General features: G+C 44.5%; 19 protein-coding genes. 8 read left to right on the top strand and 11 right to left on the bottom strand.

Features of this window, described 5'->3' with window-relative positions:
• The first annotated feature begins 123 nt into the window (after window positions 1-123).
• Entirely contained in the window at window positions 124-1,023 is a 900-nt protein-coding gene (locus AAGA51_RS01820) for an AraC family transcriptional regulator (protein ID WP_042485398.1), read from the top strand.
• Window positions 1,024-1,091: 68 nt separating this feature from the next.
• Here the strand turns inward: AAGA51_RS01820 and AAGA51_RS01815 are convergent, their stop codons facing one another.
• Complete coding sequence (locus tag AAGA51_RS01815; RefSeq protein WP_042485394.1) at window positions 1,092-2,054, bottom strand: D-2-hydroxyacid dehydrogenase; 963 nt, start codon at window positions 2,052-2,054, stop codon at window positions 1,092-1,094.
• A gap of 82 nt (window positions 2,055-2,136) precedes the next feature.
• Entirely contained in the window at window positions 2,137-2,874 is a 738-nt protein-coding gene (locus AAGA51_RS01810; protein WP_042485391.1) for a pseudouridine synthase, read from the bottom strand.
• 267 nt (window positions 2,875-3,141) lie between these two features.
• Here AAGA51_RS01810 and AAGA51_RS01805 point away from each other — a divergent pair, with 267 nt between their 5' ends.
• Window positions 3,142-4,416 carry an Nramp family divalent metal transporter gene (locus AAGA51_RS01805; RefSeq protein WP_042485388.1) on the top strand — a complete coding sequence of 425 codons (1,275 nt, stop codon included), beginning with the start codon at window positions 3,142-3,144 and terminating at the stop codon, window positions 4,414-4,416.
• Window positions 4,417-4,541: 125 nt separating this feature from the next.
• Here AAGA51_RS01805 and rapA read toward each other — a convergent pair whose 3' ends face one another.
• Window positions 4,542-7,451 (bottom strand): RNA polymerase-associated protein RapA, encoded by a 2,910-nt coding sequence (gene rapA / locus AAGA51_RS01800; RefSeq protein WP_042485386.1) that lies wholly within the window; start codon window positions 7,449-7,451, stop codon window positions 4,542-4,544.
• Between the two features lie 422 nt (window positions 7,452-7,873).
• Between rapA and AAGA51_RS01795 the strand changes: the two genes are divergently transcribed.
• The 5 genes from AAGA51_RS01795 to AAGA51_RS01775 all read left to right on the top strand — a co-directional run bounded on the left by AAGA51_RS01795 (window position 7,874) and on the right by AAGA51_RS01775 (window position 12,521).
• Window positions 7,874-9,250, top strand: a complete 1,377-nt coding sequence (locus tag AAGA51_RS01795; RefSeq protein WP_042485383.1) for a PhoH family protein — start codon at window positions 7,874-7,876, stop codon at window positions 9,248-9,250.
• 116 nt (window positions 9,251-9,366) lie between these two features.
• Window positions 9,367-10,371 carry an ornithine carbamoyltransferase gene (gene argF, locus AAGA51_RS01790; RefSeq protein ID WP_042485381.1) on the top strand — a complete coding sequence of 335 codons (1,005 nt, stop codon included), beginning with the start codon at window positions 9,367-9,369 and terminating at the stop codon, window positions 10,369-10,371.
• Between the two features lie 233 nt (window positions 10,372-10,604).
• The gene (pyrB, locus tag AAGA51_RS01785) at window positions 10,605-11,534 is read left to right on the top strand and encodes an aspartate carbamoyltransferase (protein ID WP_042485378.1); all 930 of its coding nucleotides are present in this window, start codon (window positions 10,605-10,607) and stop codon (window positions 11,532-11,534) included.
• A 12-nt stretch (window positions 11,535-11,546) separates the two neighbouring features.
• A complete protein-coding gene (gene pyrI, locus AAGA51_RS01780; RefSeq protein WP_042485375.1) occupies window positions 11,547-12,014 on the top strand; it encodes an aspartate carbamoyltransferase regulatory subunit in 468 nt (155 codons plus the stop codon).
• Between the two features lie 117 nt (window positions 12,015-12,131).
• Window positions 12,132-12,521 carry a RidA family protein gene (locus tag AAGA51_RS01775; RefSeq protein WP_042485372.1) on the top strand — a complete coding sequence of 130 codons (390 nt, stop codon included), beginning with the start codon at window positions 12,132-12,134 and terminating at the stop codon, window positions 12,519-12,521.
• 95 nt (window positions 12,522-12,616) lie between these two features.
• On the opposite strand, the gene AAGA51_RS01770 is transcribed toward AAGA51_RS01775, so the two are convergent.
• The 8 genes from AAGA51_RS01770 to mlaF all read right to left on the bottom strand — a co-directional run bounded on the left by AAGA51_RS01770 (window position 12,617) and on the right by mlaF (window position 18,023).
• Complete coding sequence (locus AAGA51_RS01770) at window positions 12,617-13,345, bottom strand: 1-acylglycerol-3-phosphate O-acyltransferase (RefSeq protein ID WP_042485370.1); 729 nt, start codon at window positions 13,343-13,345, stop codon at window positions 12,617-12,619.
• Between the two features lie 109 nt (window positions 13,346-13,454).
• The gene (murA, locus tag AAGA51_RS01765) at window positions 13,455-14,720 is read right to left on the bottom strand and encodes a UDP-N-acetylglucosamine 1-carboxyvinyltransferase (RefSeq protein WP_042485368.1); all 1,266 of its coding nucleotides are present in this window, start codon (window positions 14,718-14,720) and stop codon (window positions 13,455-13,457) included.
• A 9-nt stretch (window positions 14,721-14,729) separates the two neighbouring features.
• Window positions 14,730-14,984, bottom strand: a complete 255-nt coding sequence (gene ibaG, locus AAGA51_RS01760; protein ID WP_042485365.1) for a BolA family iron metabolism protein IbaG — start codon at window positions 14,982-14,984, stop codon at window positions 14,730-14,732.
• Complete coding sequence (locus AAGA51_RS01755; RefSeq protein WP_042485362.1) at window positions 14,977-15,306, bottom strand: STAS domain-containing protein; 330 nt, start codon at window positions 15,304-15,306, stop codon at window positions 14,977-14,979. Before AAGA51_RS01755 ends, ibaG begins: the two co-directional genes overlap by 8 nt.
• Window positions 15,303-15,941: a phospholipid-binding protein MlaC gene (gene mlaC, locus AAGA51_RS01750; RefSeq protein WP_042485361.1), complete on the bottom strand. Its 639-nt coding sequence runs from the start codon at window positions 15,939-15,941 to the stop codon at window positions 15,303-15,305. The genes AAGA51_RS01755 and mlaC overlap by 4 nt, the downstream gene beginning before the upstream one ends.
• 3 nt (window positions 15,942-15,944) lie before the next feature.
• Window positions 15,945-16,436 carry an outer membrane lipid asymmetry maintenance protein MlaD gene (mlaD, locus tag AAGA51_RS01745; protein WP_042485358.1) on the bottom strand — a complete coding sequence of 164 codons (492 nt, stop codon included), beginning with the start codon at window positions 16,434-16,436 and terminating at the stop codon, window positions 15,945-15,947.
• Window positions 16,437-16,438: 2 nt separating this feature from the next.
• Window positions 16,439-17,230 carry a lipid asymmetry maintenance ABC transporter permease subunit MlaE gene (gene mlaE, locus AAGA51_RS01740; protein WP_042485357.1) on the bottom strand — a complete coding sequence of 264 codons (792 nt, stop codon included), beginning with the start codon at window positions 17,228-17,230 and terminating at the stop codon, window positions 16,439-16,441.
• The gene (gene mlaF, locus AAGA51_RS01735; RefSeq protein ID WP_042485354.1) at window positions 17,220-18,023 is read right to left on the bottom strand and encodes a phospholipid ABC transporter ATP-binding protein MlaF; all 804 of its coding nucleotides are present in this window, start codon (window positions 18,021-18,023) and stop codon (window positions 17,220-17,222) included. The genes mlaE and mlaF overlap by 11 nt, the downstream gene beginning before the upstream one ends.
• Before the next feature lie 328 nt (window positions 18,024-18,351).
• Between mlaF and AAGA51_RS01730 the strand changes: the two genes are divergently transcribed.
• A complete protein-coding gene (locus AAGA51_RS01730; protein ID WP_042485352.1) occupies window positions 18,352-19,317 on the top strand; it encodes a calcium/sodium antiporter in 966 nt (321 codons plus the stop codon).
• Window positions 19,318-19,319 lie beyond the last annotated feature (2 nt).

Here is a 19,319-nt window from a genome sequence, read left to right as displayed (position 1 = left end):
TTCACACCAAACTCACCAGCCTATTTCAGTCAGCCCAACCCAACGCGCATTTCTGCCCCACAACGTTGCAACATTCATTAGTTACAGTATCCTTTTGTCAACTTAGCCAGAATGAGCCTGATGATGCGCATTGATTATCAAAAGAGATTGGTTCCGGTAATTCGCTATCTAGAACAAAACTTTAATGAACCTTTGAACTTGCCTGAAGTTGCCGCTCTTGCGCACTTGTCTGCCTACCATTTCCACAGGACTTTCAAGGCTGTTCAAGGTGAGACTCTGGCTGATTTCATCCGCAGATTAAGACTAGAAGCTGCTGCGGACGATCTGTTTAAATCAAAGCAGCCTGTCCTCAACATCGCACTTAAATATGGTTTCTCTAGTTCACAGAGTTTAGCTAAAGCGTTCCAGCAGCATTATGGTGTAACACCTACTGATTTTCGAAATTGCGCTAACCATCAGCAATTTGCTGAATTAACACGAAGTAGCAAGATTGGACACGTACTGCGCAAGACTGGAAACGATATTAAAACGGTTAGTACATATACTGACTCCGAATCAATAACATGGAGCATTACAGTGAATACTCAACATTTTGAAGCGGCCAAACTCGCTTATATTCATGTTAACGGCCCATACGGCAAAGGATATGAAGATGCCAGCCGTCGTCTGTATCAATGGGCTGGTATTAAAGGCTTAGCCAATAACACCTGTATTTTTATTTATCACGACAATCCGGAAATTACCCCTGATGAAAAATGTCGCACCGATATTTGCTTGATGGTTCCAAGTGATACAGAGACACCTGAAGGCATAGAGCTGCAAGATTTTCCCGGTGGTCAATATGCGGTTATGCGTCAAACCATCACCGATATCAGCCAGTACCCGAAAGCTTGGGATGAGTTAATGGCTAAGTTAATAGAATCTGGAATTGAGAGCGACGAACGTCCTTGTTTCGAGCTGTATCACAGCTACGATCTTCAAACAAACCATGCCGATGTCAGCTTTTGTACCGCGATTAAGTAACACACAAAGGCGCAAATAAACCCAAAAAGGCAGCCAACTGGCTGCCTTTTGTTTCTCTCGTAACGAAATCAAACCACTCTGTTTTGCTGTTTGCCAGCCACAAACGCTTCAATGTTGCTGATCAGAATCTGTGCAAGCTGGCTGATTGCGGAATCACTGCCCCATGCGACATGAGGGGTCAGTAGCAAGTTTGGCAGATCCATATTCGCTAACAGCGGATTATCAATATCGGCAGGCTCTTGGGTGAAGACATCCACGCCTGCCCCTGCAATTTGACGCTTCTTCAGCGCATCCACCAGCGCAATTTCATCCACCAATCCACCACGACCAGTATTAATAAGAATCGCGTTAGGCTTCATCTGGGCAAATTCTTGCTCGGCAACCATATTACGCGTCTCTTCACTTAACGGGCAATGCAGTGATATCACATCCGCCTGCTTTAAAACCGTTTCAAATGGCAGGTAGCCATCTCGGCATTCTGCTGCACCTTTACGCTCTGCAAATACAACATTCATCCCCAAGGCTTTAGCCAACTCAGCCGTTGCTCGACCTAAGGCTCCACCGCCAATAATGCCCATTGTTGAGCCCGCGATATCACCAATAGGATGGGTGAAGAAACAGAACTGCTTATTACGCTGCCATTCTCCAGCAGCGATATCATGGTGATAGCCCATCAGATTACGGCGAAGGGCAAACATCATTCCAATGACATGCTCTGGTACAGAACGAGTGGCATACCCTTGAACATTACTAACCGCGATGTTGTTGGCTCGGCAATGCTCAATATCTACGTTATTCACGCCTGTGGCTGAAACTGCAATCAGCTTAATATTTGGCAGCTGCGCCAAAACATCACCAGTGAGGACGACTTTGTTAGTTATGACGATATCTGCATTGTAAATGCGCTCAAATACCTGTTCTGGGCTGGTAAAGTCGTATTCTTGCCACTCATGTTCTACGGTAAGGCGAGGTAACTCGATATGTTTGGGAATGGTTGCACGATCAAGGAAGACAATTTTTGGGGCTGACATAGTTTCTCCTTTATTACCCTTTCTCGTTGAACTTGCAGCAATCTAGCCTGCAACGCCAACAAGTTAGGGTAGCTACCTCGATTTAAGTTTTAGGTAGCGTTTTATAATCCGGCAATTTTCTCTCAGGATCGAAGTGCTGCAAAATTTCTTCCTGTGCTTCGGGATAAAAGTCACAAGGTACAAAAATACTTCGTAGCCAGTGGCTGCGAGGGTGATAAAAACTCAACTCAGCAGCGTGTAGCTCCAAGCGGTCTGTATAATCAATGGCTTCTTGAGGTGCGTAAAACTCATCGCCAACAATAGGGTGGCCTAATGCCATCATATGAACGCGCAATTGATGAGAACGACCTGTGATAGGAAGCAAACGCACAACTGTGGTTTTTTCTTCACGCTTAACCACATGGAACATAGTTTGCGACGGTTTACCGTTTTCAAAGCAAACCATCTGTTTCGGACGATTTGGCCAGTCGCAAATCAATGGAAGGTCAATCATACCTTCGTCCTGCTCAACAATACCCCACACTCGGGCATAATAGATTTTATGCGTCAGGCGATATTGGAACTGCTTTTTCAATGCCGATTCCATATAGGTATTTTTGCCAAACAGCATCAAACCGGATGTCGACATATCTAAACGATGCACGACTTTCACGTCTGGGTATTGTTCAACTAGGCGACTCCACATGCTGTCATAGTGCTCTTCCAGTCTCCCCGGAACAGACAGCAATCCAGACGGTTTATTAACCGCAATAATGTAGTCATCCTCATATACCACATCAATCCACGGATCCGTTGGTGGGTGGTACTCAGTCATCGCCATGAAAGTCATCTCAAATAAAAAAAACGCCGCATTATAGCAGCTAAACAGCCCACTGTTAGCTGCAAAATGGAGTAACAATTTTCACGCAAAATATCTCACCCATACGGAATCCGAAAAAAGATCAGAATGATTTGTAAATATAAATTGACACAATAAGCAACTATGATATTGATGTGTAGTATTGACATTAAAGTCATCCTGACCAGTTCAGCTGGCGGGCTATAAAAAATATTGAACACAACATCATAATTCGAAGGAATAACAAGAATGGAAAACGCCGTATCATATCCATCAGAACAACGGCTATCTTTATCTCAATTACTACGCTCTTTAGGGCCAGGGATAATGATGGCTGCAGCGGCTGTTGGTGGCTCACATCTCGTTGCATCAACCAAAGCTGGCGCTATTTATGGCTGGCAATTAGCGATACTGATTCTGCTGGTAAACTTATTTAAATACCCATTTTTTAAAGCAGGTGTTCAGTACACCATGGGCACAGGTGAAAGCCTTGTCGAAGGTTATGCCAAGCTCGGAAAACCTTACCTATGGGTATTCACAATCCTTGCTGTATTCTCCGCAGTAGTAAACACAGCAGCACTTCTGATGTTCAGTGCGAGTTTACTTGGCTACTTCGTTCCGTTTGATCTTTCGCTTCCTGTGTTATGCGGCATTGTATTAGTCACCTGCTTAGTGATTCTATTTGCTGGTCATTACAAGGCTTTGGACACGTTATCTAAAGTGATCATGGCAGTGCTGACCATTGCAACATTGCTGGCTGTCGTTATTGCGGCGGCAAACGCTGCACCAGTAAGCTCTGTAGCCGCAGAAACACCTTCTCCATGGACGATCGCTGCGATTGGTTTCCTAGTAGTAACAATGGGTTGGATGCCTGCACCTATTGAAATATCTAGCCTGACTTCTGTATGGCTAAAATCTCAATGCCGCCATCAAAAAGTAACAGCTCAATCTGCATTGTTTGACTTCAATGTTGGTTATATCGGTACAGCAATTCTAGCGATAGTTTTCCTAGCATTGGGTGCATTGGTATTGAACGGTACAGGTGTGGAACTATCAAAATCAGGTATTGGTTTCTCGCATCAGCTTGTGGGTCTTTACGCGTCAACCATCGGTGAATGGTCTCGCTACCTAATCGCGGTTATCGCCTTCTTCTGTATCTTCGGTAGTACGATTACGGTTATTGATGGCTACTCACGTGTAATCGCAGAATCACAACGCTTGATCAAAGAAGACAAAGAGCAAAACCCGAAAGTACTTCAAACTTGGATGATTGTGGTTTCTGCAGCTTCGTTAGCAATTATTGTGTTCTACGCGTCAGCGCTATTACCAATGCTGGACTTCGCTATGGTCATGGCGTTTATGACGACACCAATTTTCGCTCTACTGAACTACATCCTAGTCACTAAAACTGTACTGCCAAAAGAGCTAGCGGTTGGTCCGAAACTGAAAGCACTGTCTATCCTAGGTCTGGTGTACTTGTTTGGTTTCCTAGCACTGTTCATCTGGTGGAAGTGGATTATGTAATTTAGCCTGCGCCTTGAATTTCAAGTCGTTTGGATGTACCAATAGATAAACAAAAGGCCTTCAGATGAAGGCCTTTTTACTATTTAGTGTTTTACTACTCAGCTTTTTACTACTGAAAATGCTGCTTAGTTGTGTGCAACCACAATCAGACGAAGCGAATCTAGCTGATATTGCGCTTGTGTGATGTAGCCAGAAAGCTCATTAACTTGCTGCTCTATGACTTCAATCTCTTCATCACGAATGTTCGGGTTGACCGCTTTCAGCGCCTGCAAACGCTCTAGTTCAGAGTTTAAGCTGTGCTCCATCTCTTTCTGTGCTTGTTCACGAATCGCTTTCACTTCTTCAACAGCAAAAACTTCACTTGCTGTGATCAGGCGATGTACATCGTTTTGTACACTGCTAACCAGTTTGCTCGCCAAATGACGATTCACAGGGCTTAACTGACGGTTAAAGCCTTCAAACTCAACTTGGCTTGAAAGGTTATTACCACGAGCATCCAATAGAATACGAATCGGTGTTTGCGGTAAGAAACGAGAAATGCCGCTGCGCTTAGGTGCTTGAGCATCCACTAGGTACACCAGCTCCAACAAAATCGTACCTACTGGCAAAGATTTGTTCTTCAGCAGAGATACCGCAGACGTACCCACACCTTCACTCATCAGCAGATCAATACCACCTTGGATCATTGGGTGTTCCCAACTGATAAAGTGCATATCTTCACGCGACAAAGCAGTATCGCGATCAAAAGTGATCGTCGCGCCCTCGTAAGGTAAACCTGGATAGCTTGGCACCATCATATGTTCGGATGGCGTCACAACAAGCGCATTTTCACCGTGGTCATCTTGGTTCAAACCAATGGTATCAAACAGGCTTAAAGCAAAAGTCACTAGGTTAGTATCACCGTCTGTCGAAGCAATCTTCTCTGCGATTTCCAACGCTTTTTCACCGCCATTCGAATGCATTTCTAGCAGACGATCGCGCCCATGCTCTAATTGAGATTTTAGCGTTTTGTTCATCTTTGCTGACTCTTCGATGATCTCTTCCAGATCATCACCGCCACCAGCAGCCAACACAGGAACTAAGCGTGATACAAATGCATCATAAACCGCTCGACCCGTCGGACAAGTTTCAGCAAAAGCATTCAGACCTTCATCGTACCAACGAGCCAGAATGCCTTGAGATGTGCCTTCAAGATAAGGAACAAAAATATCAATGTCGCGCTGTTGACCAATACGATCCAAACGACCAATACGTTGCTCAAGCAAGTCAGGGTTAAATGGCAGATCAAACATCACCAGCTGACTAGCAAACTGGAAGTTACGACCTTCAGAGCCGATTTCGCTACAGATAAGAACCTGAGCCCCACCCTCTTCCTGTGCAAAATACGCAGCCGCTTTATCTCGCTCAATGATCGACATTCCTTCATGGAATACCGTTGCGCGGATGCCTTCGCGTTCACGAAGCGCTTGCTCTAGTTGCAATGCGGTACTCGCGCGTGAAGCAATCACTAGGATCTTCTCGCTGCGTTTTTCTTTTACTTTTTCAATCAGCCAGTTCACACGTGAATCAAACTGCCACCAGCTTGAGTTCTCACCTTCAAACTCTTGGAAGATCTCTTCTGGATAAAGCATTTTCATCGCGCGAGCTTCAGGAGTGATCTTGCCGCCAATCAGTCCAGACACACGCATAGACGTTTCATACTGAGATGGAATTTGCATCGGCATCAAATGCACATTACGCGTTGGGAAACCTTTCACCGCTGCACGTGTATTTCTAAACAGAACACGCCCCGTTCCGTGACGATCCATTAAGTTATCAACCAACTCTTGGCTGGCAGAAGCTTTCTCTTCATCGCTTGCCTGACTTTCCAGAACGCGGAATAGCGGTTCTACGTCTTGTTCAGATAGCAGTTCGGTGATTTGGTTTTTCGCTTCATCACTGAGCTTTTGCCCTGAAAGCAGTGCGCTTACCGCATCGGCAACAGGCGCATACTGCTCTTCTTCTTGAACAAAAGCGTCATAATCGTAAAAACGGTCAGAATCCAGCAGACGTAGACGTGCAAAGTGACTCTCACGACCAAGCTGCTCAGGTGTTGCGGTTAGAAGAAGCACACCCGGTGTACGTTCAGCTAAACCTTCAATTACCTGATATTCACGGCTTGGGTTATCCTGAGACCACTCAAGGTGGTGCGCTTCATCGACAACCAGTAAATCCCACTCAGCTTCTAATGCTTGTTCAAAACGCTGACGGCTCTTACGTAAAAAGCCCAACGAACATAATACGTATTGTTGCGTTTCGAATGGGTTGTCAGCTTCCGCGAAAGCTTCAACGCAACGCTCTTCATCAAAGATAGAGAAATGCAGGTTAAAGCGGCGCATCATCTCTACCAGCCATTGGTGCTGCAGTGTTTCAGGAACCACAATCAGAATGCGTTCCGCGCGACCAGAAAGTACCTGTTGGTGGATGATCATGCCTGCTTCGATGGTTTTACCCAAACCCACCTCATCAGCCAACAAAACACGCGGCGCATAGCGGCGACCCACTTCATGAGCAATATAAAGCTGGTGAGGAATCAAACCTGCACGCATACCACACAAGCCACGCATTGGGCTCTTGTGTTGCTGAAATTGGTTAGTCAAAGAACGGTAGCGCAACACGAAGTTATCCATGCGATCAATCTGACCTGCGAACAACTTGTCTTGTGGCTTGTTGAATCGAATTTGGTTGCTCAGGAAGATTTCACGTAGAGCCACACCTGACTCTTGCGAATCTTCACGAGTTCCGAGGTAGGTAAGCAAGCCCTGATCTTCAACCACTTGCTCAACTTTGAGTGACCAGCCTTCTTGGCTATCAATAACGTCGCCGACATTAAATGTCACTCGTGTTACCGGAGCGTCATTGCGAGCGTACACTCGGTTTTCTTCTGACGCTGCAAACATAAGAGTAACAGTTCGCGCATCCATTGCTACGACGGTACCTAAACCTAAATCGCTTTCCGTATCGCTAATCCAGCGTTGCCCCAAAGCAAAAGTCATTAATCGACTACCTCATCAATTTGGATTGGATAATTATAAGTAGAAATCTGCCGCATAGAGAATTCAGCTCCTAATTATGATCGCTTTAGGAGGGTGCAGCAGAAAAAGGTCGCTAATCTTACTTGATGGCGTGATACAGGTCACGTTGATTCCCAGCATTTTTTCTTCAAATGTCAGATGACATCAAACTGTAAGAAACCAGTGGCATTTCTTAGATAAGACGTTGCTATACTCAACTCAGATAAACAGATAAAACCGAGTGAAAATTTGGCACAAAGTCTGCTTATCAAAACAGTGAGTATCAACTCGGGTTTGCAGTAAGTCGCAATAGATCGAAAGCCTACCCAAAGCGTACGATTCGTTGCGACCTCTGGCTGCAGACATCCTCTGATAGCAAGCTATGCGATAGCAAGGAGACGCTTATGGGCGATACCGATCGGAAACTGTTTGTACTGGATACCAATATCCTACTTCATGAACCTCTAGCCATTTACTCCTTCCAAGAACATGATGTGGTCATCCCCATGACCGTCCTCGAAGAACTCGACCGAATCAAAGACAGCAAACGCGACGTTGCGCGTGATGCTCGTGTGGCGATTCGTGCGTTAGAGAATTTGTTTCACGATGCAACACCAGATGAGATATCAGAAGGGATCCCTTTTACCAAACAAAGCAGTGCGACCGGCACCATTTCAATCTTAGCCGACTATGACGTTCATGAAAGCGTGAAAGCTTTCACCGACAAAGAAGGCGACAACCGTATACTTAACGCTGTACTCCATTTACAGAACAAACGTGCTCCTCGCTCGGTTGTCCTGATCACTAAAGACATCAACATGCGTCTGCGTGCCAAAGGCGCTGGCGTACGTTATGTAGAAGACTATCGTACTGACCAACTGATCGATGACGTCCAGTACCTCACCAAAGGTTTCCAAACTCGACCGGGAAACTTCTGGGATGACATTGAGAATGTAGATAGTTATGCACTCGAAGGCAAAACCTACCACAAACTCGATCGGGAACCATTTGAACCCACTTACATCAACCAATATGTGATTGACGAAGAGAGTGATTTTGCTGCGCGAGTAGAAACCATCTCAGAAGACAAAATTACCCTGCGAGACCTGAGCCGAGAGCGCATGATGCACCGCAAAGCTTGGGATATCACACCAAAGAATATCTATCAGGCTATGGCGTTAGATGCTCTGCTCGACCCTGAAATTGATTTGGTAATTCTGACGGGTGCTGCCGGTAGTGGTAAAACCTTGCTCGCGATGGCGGCAGCACTAGAGCAAACCGTAGAGAAAAAGATGTTTGATAAGATCATCGTCACTCGTAACACACCAGATATCGGTGAGTCTATTGGTTTCCTTCCGGGTACGGAAGAAGAAAAAATGATGCCTTGGCTGGCAGCCGTTACAGATACACTGGAAGCTCTACATAAGAACGACCACTGTACTGAAGGCTCTTTGAAATACATTGTCGATAAAGCCAATATTCAGTTCAAATCGATTAACTTTATGCGCGGGCGCTCAATACAAGACGCCTTTGTGTTGCTTGATGAGTGTCAAAACCTTACGGCTTCACAAATCAAAACCATCATCACTCGCTGTGGTGAAGGCACCAAGATTGTATGCTCAGGTAACCTTGCACAGATCGATTCACCATACCTAACCCCTGTTACATCTGGTTTAACCTATATGGTTGAGCGCTTCAAAAACTTTGAAGGCAGCGCCAACATCCATCTCAACGGTGTCGTTCGCAGCCGCTTGGCTGAATTCGCCGAAGAGAATTTATAAGCACATTTGGCGAGATGTTAAGCACATCTCGCCTTTTATTTAAAATAATTATTCACTTTTATAGCATTTCTATGTTTAACTAGTCCTACTCGTTATTTGTATTTAAGGACTGAGTCATGGCTTTCAATTTACGTCACCGCAATTATCTTAAACTGCTTGATTTTACGCAGAAAGAAATCCAATTCTTACTGGATCTCTCTGCTGATTTAAAACGAGCAAAAAAAGCGGGCACTGAGCAAAAAAAACTAATCGGTAAAAACATCGCGCTCATTTTTGAAAAAGCCTCTACTCGTACCCGCTGTGCCTTTGAAGTGGCCGCTTTTGATCAAGGCGCACAGGTCAGCTACCTTGGCCCTTCAGGCTCGCAAATTGGCGATAAAGAATCGATGAAAGATACCGCTCGCGTATTAGGCCGTATGTACGATGGCATTCAATATCGCGGCTTCGGCCAGGAAATAGTAGAAGAATTGGGTAAATATGCTGGCGTACCAGTCTGGAACGGCTTAACTGATGAATTTCACCCAACTCAAATTCTGGCAGACTTCTTAACCATGCAAGAATACTCTCGCGGCAAACCACTCAGCGAAGTTAAGTTCGCTTACCTAGGAGATGCCCGTAACAACATGGGTAATTCACTGATGGTTGGCGCGGCGAAAATGGGTATGGATATCCGCTTGGTTGCACCAAAAGCGTACTGGCCGGATGCCGAGTTGGTGCAAACATGCCAAGAATTAGCCAAAGAGAGCGGCGCAAAAATCACCCTCACGGAAAATGTTGCTGAGGGCGTCACAGGTTGTGATTTTCTTTACACCGACGTTTGGGTCTCTATGGGTGAAGCGCCAGAAGCATGGGATGAACGTGTCGCTCTAATGAAGCCTTATCAGGTCAATATGGATGTGATTAAAGCCACTGGTAACCCACATGTGAAGTTCATGCACTGCTTACCAGCGTTCCATAACGATGAAACCACTATTGGTAAGCAAGTGGCTGAAAAGTTTGGTATGAAAGGCTTGGAAGTGACAGAAGATGTGTTTGAATCCGACTATTCAATTGTGTTTGATGAAGCAGAAAACCGCATGCACACCATTAAAGCAGTGATGGTTGCAACGCTGGGCGATTAGCGAGGAGATAAATTACGTAATCGCTTGCGTCACTAAAAACAAAGCGTATAATTCCCAGCAATTTGTCTAGGGGGACCCAATGAAATTGATGCATATTGACTATCGTGCAGCTAAAAATTTCGGTAAGCAATTACGCTTACAGGGCAAAGTGTTTTCCCCCGTTGTTGAATTTTAAAGCCTCCCTTCTTGGGGGGCTTTTTTATGACTTTAAGAAAATGATAGGGAAGAAGATCATGGCTAACTCGCTTTATAAAAAGCACATCATCTCCATTTCTGAGCTTTCAAGACAAGAATTGGAATTGATTGTTCAAACTGCCGGCCAGCTTAAAGCTGAACCAAAACCTGAGCTGATAAAAAACAAAGTCGTTGCAAGCTGTTTCTTTGAGCCGTCGACTCGTACGCGCTTATCATTTGAGACGGCGATTCAGCGTATCGGTGGCAGCGTCATTGGCTTTGATAATGGCGGTAACACCTCGTTAGCAAACAAAGGGGAAACACTGGCGGATTCCGTTCAGATTATTACCTCTTATGTGGATGCGTTTGTTATGCGTCACCCACAAGAAGGTGCTGCACGTCTAGCTTCTGAGTTTTCGAATGGCGTTCCGGTCATCAATGCTGGCGACGGTTCAAACCAACACCCGACTCAAACTCTTCTCGATTTGTTTACTCTGTATGAAACTCAAGGTCGACTAGACAATCTGAACGTTGCTTTTGTCGGTGACTTAAAATACGGACGCACCGTGCATTCACTTGCTCAAGCTTTGGCTAAGTTTGATAACAACCGTTTCTTCTTTGTTGCTCCAGACGCATTAGCAATGCCTGATTACATCTGTGAAGAACTGGATGAAGCGGGTGTGGAATACAGCTTACACAGTGATATGGAAAGCGTGATCCCAGAACTCGATATCCTGTACATGACTCGCGTACAGAAAGAACGTTTTGACCCATCTGAATACTTACATATTAAGTCAGCTTTCGTTCTAACCGCTTCAATGCTTGAAAATGCCCGTGAAAATATGAAGGTTCTTCACCCGCTTCCTCGTGTTGACGAAATCACCACCGACGTTGATAAAACACCTCATGCTTATTTCTTCCAGCAAGCGAACAACGGTGTTTATGCGCGTGAAGCACTGTTAGCCCTAGTTTTAAACGAATCACTGTAATCGGAGACTGTCATGAGTAAAGAAACCAAACTACAAGTCGAAGCCATCAAAAACGGCACAGTGATAGACCATATTCCGGCACAAGTGGGCATCAAAGTTCTCAAACTGTTTGATATGCACAATACCCAGCAGCGAGTGACTATTGGTTTAAATTTGCCATCGTCTGCTCTTGGGCATAAAGATCTGCTAAAGATTGAAAACGTGTTCATCAACGAAGAACAAGCGAACAAGCTTGCACTTTACGCTCCACACGCAACGGTAAACCAAATCGAAAACTACGAAGTGGTGAAAAAGCTTGCTCTGGAGCTGCCAGAGAAGATCAACAGCGTGTTTGCTTGTCCAAACAGCAACTGTATTTCTCACAATGAACCGGTAGAAAGCAGCTTCCGTATTGTCGAAAAAAATAACGATATTCGCCTGAAATGTAAGTACTGTGAGAAAGTGTTCTCCCGCGAAATCGTGACCGAACGCGAGAACTAATCAAGGCTTTACGTTCTAGGGTATAAAAGGCAAACTGCTAGGGTCTGTTATTTGAGTGTTGATCGCACCGCAAGTAAACAGACCTTTTTAATTCGAATAATGAATGGAATAAGAACCATGACAAAAGTTTTGCACACAGAATCTGCTCCAGCGGCAATTGGTCCATACATTCAAGGTGTTGACCTTGGCAATATGGTTTTAACTTCTGGTCAAATCCCAGTAAACCCAGTAACTGGTGAAGTTTCTGACGATATCGCAGTCCAAGCGCGTCAATCTCTAGACAACGTAAAAGCTGTGGTTGAAGCTTCTGGCTTAACTGTTGGCGATATCGTGAAAATGACTGTATTCGTAAAAGACCTAAACGACTTCGGTACAGTGAACGAAGTTTACGGTAAATTCTTTGACGAGCACAACGTCGCTCACTACCCAGCACGTTCATGTGTGGAAGTGGCCCGCCTACCAAAAGATGTAGGTATCGAAATCGAAGCGATTGCCGTTCGTAAATAATTTGATTTGAGCAATCAGATCTGTTCTATAGCGTATGATTGTACAAACAAAAAGGGTTGCCTCAGCAACCCTTTTTTATTCCCAAAGAATAAACGCTATTTTTTCGCGTTGCGCTGAGCGACTTCTTTATCAAGCTCTTCCAGCTTCACTTTCATCGCTTCATGACACTGATTTGAAAGTTCACGTACTGACTTATCTTTGTATTCTTCTACTGTTACAGGTGGCAGCATTTCAACAATCACATGGCCGTTATTCCAACGATTTAAGCGTAGCTTATAGGTTGAACTACAAACGATAGGAATAACAGGAACTTGAGCGCCCATTGCAGCATGGAAAGCGCCGGTTTTAAATGGTAATAAGCCTCGACCACGAGAACGAGTACCTTCAGGGAACATCCACACTGATACATCACTGTTTTTAATACTATCAACGACTTGGTTGATTGTACCTTTCGCTTTTGTTTTGTTTGCTCGGTCAATCAGAATGTTACCCGTCAACCAGTACAACTGACCAAACAGTGGCATCCACGCTAAGCTTTTCTTACCTACAGTAACCACTTTCGGTGTCACTGCTGCCGACACAGTGAAAAGGTCCCAGTTGTTTTGGTGGTTCGCAATGTAAATAGCCTGTCCACGCTTGTAAGCATCTTCTGGAATACGAAGTTCCAACTTAATGCCAAACACTTTCGACATCGCTGCAAACATGCGACCAAAAGTGAATACATGCTTCGGATTACGCGGGCTTAACAAGCAGTAACCACATCCGAATACAAACATCACCACCGCAAAGATAGCGACAGCAATGATACGAAATAATGCAATCATCTGTTTTCTCCAAAGGAGCTTTACAACCCTAGTTCAGACAAAAATCAAAACTCAGGTCAAAATAAAAAGCCGAAATCAAGAGACTTCGGCCTATATACCAAATTAAAAATTAACTTGCTGCATGCACGCGCTGAATATTTGCGCCAAGTGCCGAAAGCTTATCTTCAATACGCTCGTAACCACGATCAATATGGTAAATACGGTCAACAATGGTTTCGCCGTGAGCAATACAGCCAGCAATCACTAAGCTTGCAGACGCGCGTAGATCTGTAGCCATCACTTGTGCACCACTTAATGACTCTACATCACCGCAAATTACTGTATTACCTTCGATTTCCGCTTTCGCACCCATACGCATAAGTTCTGGAACGTGCATAAATCGGTTTTCAAAAATGGTTTCAGTAATCACGCCGCCACCTTTTGCCATCATATTAAGCAAGGTGAACTGAGCTTGCATATCAGTTGGGAAACCCGGATGCGGAGCCGTACGAATAGATACCGCTTTCAACTCACGTTCTGTCATATCCAAGCTGATCCAATCTTCACCAGTTTCGATATCTGCACCCGCTTCTTCAAGCTTAGCGATAACTGCTTCCAGTAATTTGGCGTTGGTTTTGCGACAAACGATTTTGCCTTTAGAAACCGCAGCAGCCACTAGGAAAGTACCGGTTTCAATTCGGTCTGCCACAACGGTATGCTTACCACCACCAAGAGACTCAACGCCTTCGATAGTAATAGTGTCAGTACCTGCGCCCGAAATTTTCGCACCAAGTTGATTTAAGAACTTAGCGGTATCGACGATTTCAGGCTCACGCGCTGCGTTATCTAGAATAGTTTTACCTTCGGCTAATGTTGCTGCACACATGATAGTGATCGTTGCACCAACACTCACTTTGTCCATTACAATGTGTGCACCTTTAAGGCGGCCATCAACGCTGGCTTTTACATAACCGTCTTCTAAAACAATCGTTGCACCCAGTTGCTCTAAACCGTGAATATGAAGATCCACAGGACGAGCACCGATAGCACAACCGCCAGGCAGCGATACCTGACCTTCACCAAAACGAGCAACCAGTGGACCTAAAGCCCAAATAGAAGCTCGCATTGTTTTTACTAAATCGTATGGAGCACAGAATTGATTTATCTGGCTAGGATCAACGTGAACTGAACCATTACGTTCTACCTTTGCACCTAAGCGCTTAAGCAGTTCCATTGTGGTATCAATATCACGCAGGTGAGGAACATTGCCCACCTCTACTGGCTCAGTTGCCAGAATAGACGCAAATAAAATTGGTAGTGCTGCGTTTTTAGCACCAGAAATGGTCACTTCACCTTGTAGCGGCTTGTCTGACCCAATTACTCGAAACTTATCCATTCACTAACCTTAAAGTGACATCAATTTTTTATCGCGAGCCCACTCTGCAGGCGTGAACGCTTTAATAGAAACGGCATGAACATCGTTGCGCTTAATATATTCCATTAATGGGCCGTATATTAGCTGTTGTTTCTTCACACGGCTCATTGATTCAAAGCATTCATCCACAGCGATAACTTCGTAGTGGCTACCTTCACCTTTACAATGGATCTCTTGAAGGTTGAGCGCTTGATCTAAGATTTCTTTAAGTTGTGTGCTATCCACAATTCACCCCGTTGGAAATTTGTATATGTTGAGACATCAACTCTTCAATATTGCTCAACTGAATTAGTGTGCGCAGCTCTTCTGGCACAAAGCTGAGCATTATATGGCAATTTCGTTTTTTTGCATGCTCTATTAGGTGAATCAACATCACCATACCAGCAGAATCAATACGTTCAACGTTCTGTAAAGAGACTTCAAACTGTTCTTTTTCCGGCTGCCATTGCTGCAACGTTTGCCACAAGAGCGGCACCTTATCACGATCCAGCGCTCCGGTCAGCTTCGCTATCGCGGAATTAACCATCTGCCATTGCGGATGCGTCATTGGGTTTTGCTCTCAAATCGAATCGGTTGTTTCGACAAATCCTGCAATTCTTTTGCAACAGCCAAAATGCCTTCTTGGCGAATTTTGCCATTCCATTCAGATTGTTTACTCGTCAGGAAACTGATGCCTTCGGCTATCATGTCGAACGCTTTCCAATCACCGGATTTTTCTTTGCGTAACTTAAATTCCAGCTTAATGTTTGGACGAGGTGAATCAATGATGTCCACCTTAATGCTCGAAATTCGGCGGTCATCTTCAAGCAAAGGCTCTGGACCAAACTCGATTTCTTGGTTGGTGTACTGAGTCAAAACTTGCGCGTAGTTTGTTACTAAATAAGCACGGAATGCTGAAACAAACTCACCCACATCTTCTCTTTTTGCACCTTTCAAATTTGAACCAAGCAGTTTTAGTGCCGCATATTGATCATTGACGTAAGGCATTAGCTCTTCTTCAACGATCACTTTTAAGTAATCTGGGTTGTCTTGAATTTTGGGTTGCTCTGCTTTCAAACGCTTAAATGATTGCTCTGCAACTTGCTTCATCATTTTGTACGGGTCAGTGCGGTCAATTTCTTGTGCGTTCACTGTCCATGAAAAGAGCAATACCAACAAGATGGTGACATAACGTTTCAACATGGTTTACTCCTTACTAGCCTTACTTTCTGAACCGCCCACGCTATACAGCACCTGACCAATCAAATCTTCTAAAATGAGTGCTGATTTCGTATCTTCAATGAGATCGCCATCTTTCAGCATCTCTTCATCTTCAAATACAAAGCCAGGAATAAGGCTGATGTACTGTTCGCCGATCAATCCAGCAGTTAAAATGTGTAAGCTCGAATTGTCAGGAAACTGATTGTATTGGCTATCAATAGCCATAGTTACAACCGGAAGTAAGCTATTCTTGTTCAAAACGATGGATGAGACTCGTCCCACCACGACCCCACCAACTTTGACTGGTGCTCGGACTTTTAAGCTACCAATGTTGTCAAACTCTGCTCGGAGTGAGTAAGTATCGTTTGTTCCCAACCCCTTCACGTCAGCGACTTGAAAAATCATTACCAGAATTGCGCAAATCCCCGCTAGCACAAAACTGCCTACCCAAAATTCTAGTTTACGTGTCTGTTGCATGATTAGTTCCCAAACATCAATGCAGTCAATACAAAGTCTAGCCCCAATACAGCTAGAGACGAATGCACAACAGTTCTTGTCGTTGCTCGACTGATCCCTTCCGAAGTTGGAACCGCGTCATAACCATTAAACAGTGAGATCCAAGTGACAGTGATGGCAAACACCACGCATTTAATCAAACTGTTACCAATATCTTCACCCAGTTCCACCGATGCCTGCATTGTGGACCAGAAGCTACCGTGATCGATGCCTTTCCAATCAACACCAACCAACTGACCGCCCCATATGCCTACAGCCATAAAAATCATGGCGAGTAGCGGCATAGAAATCAAACCAGCCCATAATCTTGGCGCAATAACGCGCTTTAGAGGATCTACGGCCATCATTTCCAAGCTGGAAATTTGTTCTGTGGCTTTCATCAATCCGATTTCAGCCGTTAGCGCTGAGCCCGCTCGACCAGCAAATAAAAGTGCAGTCACCACTGGCCCAAGCTCACGTAATAATGAAAGAGCAACCATTTGCCCTAAGCTGGTTTCGGCCCCGTAATCAACAAGGATCACGTAGCCTTGCAGACTCAGAACCATACCAATAAACAACCCGGATACGATAATGATCGCTAAAGATTGGACACCAATGCTGTAGAGCTGTTTAACGAGAAGAGGAAAATTTTTGATGGGATGAGGAGGCCCAAACAGCGCCCCAGAAACCATTAAGCTTGCTCGGCCAAATGATTCACAAATGGCAAAAAAGCGACGCCCTAATAGGCTAACCCGTTGTAATAAATCAGCCAACATGGAAAAGATCCTTTTCGATTGGTTGAACAGGATAACGAAACGGCACAGGGCCATCCGCTTCACCTTTTAAGAATTGTTGAACGCGAGGATCTTCAGTCTTATACAAATCTTGTGGTGTACCTTGAGCGATCACTTTACCTTCTGCCAATAAGTACACCCAATCTGCAATGCTCATGACTTCCGGCACATCATGGGAAACAACAACAGAAGTGACACCGAGTGCTTGGTTTAAGTTTCGAATCAATTCAACCAATACACCCATAGTGATAGGGTCCTGACCAACAAAAGGTTCGTCATACATGATAAGTTCAGGATCGAGAGCAATCGCGCGAGCCAGTGCTGCTCGTCTTGCCATACCACCGGAAAGTTCACTAGGCATCAAATAAGCGGCGCCACGAAGTCCTACAGCTTCAAGCTTCAAAAGTACTAAAGTGCGGATCAAAGACTCATCAAGGTCAGTGTGTTCTCGGATAGGAAAAGCGACGTTGTCGAATACGTTGAGATCTGTAAACAGAGCACCAGACTGAAAAAGCATGCTCATTTTTTTGCGCGCTTTATATAACTTGTTTCGACTTAACGCTGGAATATTACTGCCATCAAACCAGATCTCCCCTGTTTCAGGATACAGCTGACCACCAATAAGTCGTAAAAGCGTCGTTTTACCAATTCCAGATGGTCCCATGATGGCGGTAATTTTACCTTTAGGGACACGAAGGCTGATGTCATCAAAAATGATTCGGTTAGATCGGGAAAAGGTTAGATTATTTATAGTGACTAAGTCAGTGTCAGACATACTGGCTATTCGCTGCTGTAAGATTCTCATCCATGTGATAGGCCATAATAAGCATATTCATCCCAAATTAAAAGCACTGTTCAATTGCAGCCACATTGAAACTAAAATCTGACTTTAGTTCCAGTTTTATCGGTCAATTTATTGATAAAAGGCCCATCTTTACGTTTTACATCAAGCGTAGGCGCATTTTTTCATTACCTCTACATTTGTATACAAATTTGCCCAAGACTAAAAACAATAAATTGGAACTTCGACTTCCCTTTTCCCTATCAAAGCGTCAAAATCGGCGGTTAAACATTTTAGTCGCTGATTAAGTATAGGAATCACCATGATCGAAGCTGTTGCGTTTCTAATTGTAGGTCTCATTATTTTAGTTTGGAGTGCCGATAAACTTGTCTTCGGTTCTGCAGCTTTAGCACGCAACTTCGGAATCTCACCACTTGTTATCGGTATGACAATTCTGGCCATGGGCTCTTCTGCTCCTGAAATGATGGTTTCAGCAACAGCAGCACTCGATGGCAAAACAGATACCGCCGTGGGCAACGTACTGGGTTCCAATATTGCGAACATCGCCCTGATTTTGGGTATTACAGCATTGATTAAACCACTTGCTATCAGTTCTCCAGTGCTTCGCAGAGAGTTCCCTCTGATGATCGCTGTGACTCTGTTAGCGGGTGTGATTATGTGGAATAACCACCTAGGCTTTTATGAAGGCGTTTTGCTGTTTGTTTTGTTCGGCGTATTCATTCTCGCAATGCTAAAAATCAGCCGCAACGAACAAAAAAATGGCGATCTTCTATTGGAAGAACAGGAATCTGAAATTCCTGACGGCGTAAGTAATCCTAAAGCAGCCATGTGGATCGCGATTGGTTTGGTTCTGCTTCCTATCTCTGCGGGTTTACTGGTCGACAATGCTGTAATTATCGCCAAATACTTTGGAATGAGTGATCTTGTGATCGGCTTGACGATTATCGCAGTCGGTACCAGCCTTCCAGAACTTGCCGCTTCTGTTGCAGGTGTTCTAAAAGGTGAAGACGACATGGCAGTTGGCAACATTGTCGGTTCAAACGTATTTAATATTTTAGCCGTGATGGGTATTCCGGGAATTTTGAACCCTTCACTCCTGAGTGAACACGCGATGGGACGAGACTTTTGGGTCATGCTTGGCGTTTCTCTTCTACTCGTGGTGATGGCGTTGGGTAAATCACGCAGCATAAATCGTATTGAAGGCGCGATTCTGTGTGTCACCTTTCTGGCGTACCAAACTTATCTATTTATGAATATGGCAGCGTAATT

The sequence above is a fragment of the Vibrio diazotrophicus genome, from assembly GCF_038452265.1.
In the GTDB taxonomy this organism is placed as follows: Bacteria; Pseudomonadota; Gammaproteobacteria; order Enterobacterales; family Vibrionaceae; genus Vibrio; species Vibrio diazotrophicus.
This window is presented reverse-complemented; position numbering and strand designations above follow the sequence as displayed.

Excerpts from the sequence above, each read along its gene's own strand:
- AAGA51_RS01775 (WP_042485372.1), top strand. The coding sequence starts at position 12,132 with ATGACAAAAGTTTTGCACACAGAATCTGCTCCAGCGGCAATTGGTCCA.
- AAGA51_RS01755 (WP_042485362.1), bottom strand. The coding sequence starts at position 15,306 with ATGACGCATCCGCAATGGCAGATGGTTAATTCCGCGATAGCGAAGCTG.
- AAGA51_RS01815 (WP_042485394.1), bottom strand. The coding sequence starts at position 2,054 with ATGTCAGCCCCAAAAATTGTCTTCCTTGATCGTGCAACCATTCCCAAA.
- murA (WP_042485368.1), bottom strand. The coding sequence starts at position 14,720 with ATGGATAAGTTTCGAGTAATTGGGTCAGACAAGCCGCTACAAGGTGAA.
- AAGA51_RS01770 (WP_042485370.1), bottom strand. The coding sequence starts at position 13,345 with ATGATTGCATTATTTCGTATCATTGCTGTCGCTATCTTTGCGGTGGTG.
- pyrI (WP_042485375.1), top strand. The coding sequence starts at position 11,547 with ATGAGTAAAGAAACCAAACTACAAGTCGAAGCCATCAAAAACGGCACA.
- AAGA51_RS01795 (WP_042485383.1), top strand. The coding sequence starts at position 7,874 with ATGGGCGATACCGATCGGAAACTGTTTGTACTGGATACCAATATCCTA.
- mlaF (WP_042485354.1), bottom strand. The coding sequence starts at position 18,023 with ATGTCTGACACTGACTTAGTCACTATAAATAATCTAACCTTTTCCCGA.
- AAGA51_RS01805 (WP_042485388.1), top strand. The coding sequence starts at position 3,142 with ATGGAAAACGCCGTATCATATCCATCAGAACAACGGCTATCTTTATCT.
- AAGA51_RS01820 (WP_042485398.1), top strand. The coding sequence starts at position 124 with ATGCGCATTGATTATCAAAAGAGATTGGTTCCGGTAATTCGCTATCTA.
- rapA (WP_042485386.1), bottom strand. The coding sequence starts at position 7,451 with ATGACTTTTGCTTTGGGGCAACGCTGGATTAGCGATACGGAAAGCGAT.
- mlaC (WP_042485361.1), bottom strand. The coding sequence starts at position 15,941 with ATGTTGAAACGTTATGTCACCATCTTGTTGGTATTGCTCTTTTCATGG.
- pyrB (WP_042485378.1), top strand. The coding sequence starts at position 10,605 with ATGGCTAACTCGCTTTATAAAAAGCACATCATCTCCATTTCTGAGCTT.
- AAGA51_RS01810 (WP_042485391.1), bottom strand. The coding sequence starts at position 2,874 with ATGGCGATGACTGAGTACCACCCACCAACGGATCCGTGGATTGATGTG.
- mlaD (WP_042485358.1), bottom strand. The coding sequence starts at position 16,436 with ATGCAACAGACACGTAAACTAGAATTTTGGGTAGGCAGTTTTGTGCTA.
- argF (WP_042485381.1), top strand. The coding sequence starts at position 9,367 with ATGGCTTTCAATTTACGTCACCGCAATTATCTTAAACTGCTTGATTTT.
- AAGA51_RS01730 (WP_042485352.1), top strand. The coding sequence starts at position 18,352 with ATGATCGAAGCTGTTGCGTTTCTAATTGTAGGTCTCATTATTTTAGTT.
- mlaE (WP_042485357.1), bottom strand. The coding sequence starts at position 17,230 with ATGTTGGCTGATTTATTACAACGGGTTAGCCTATTAGGGCGTCGCTTT.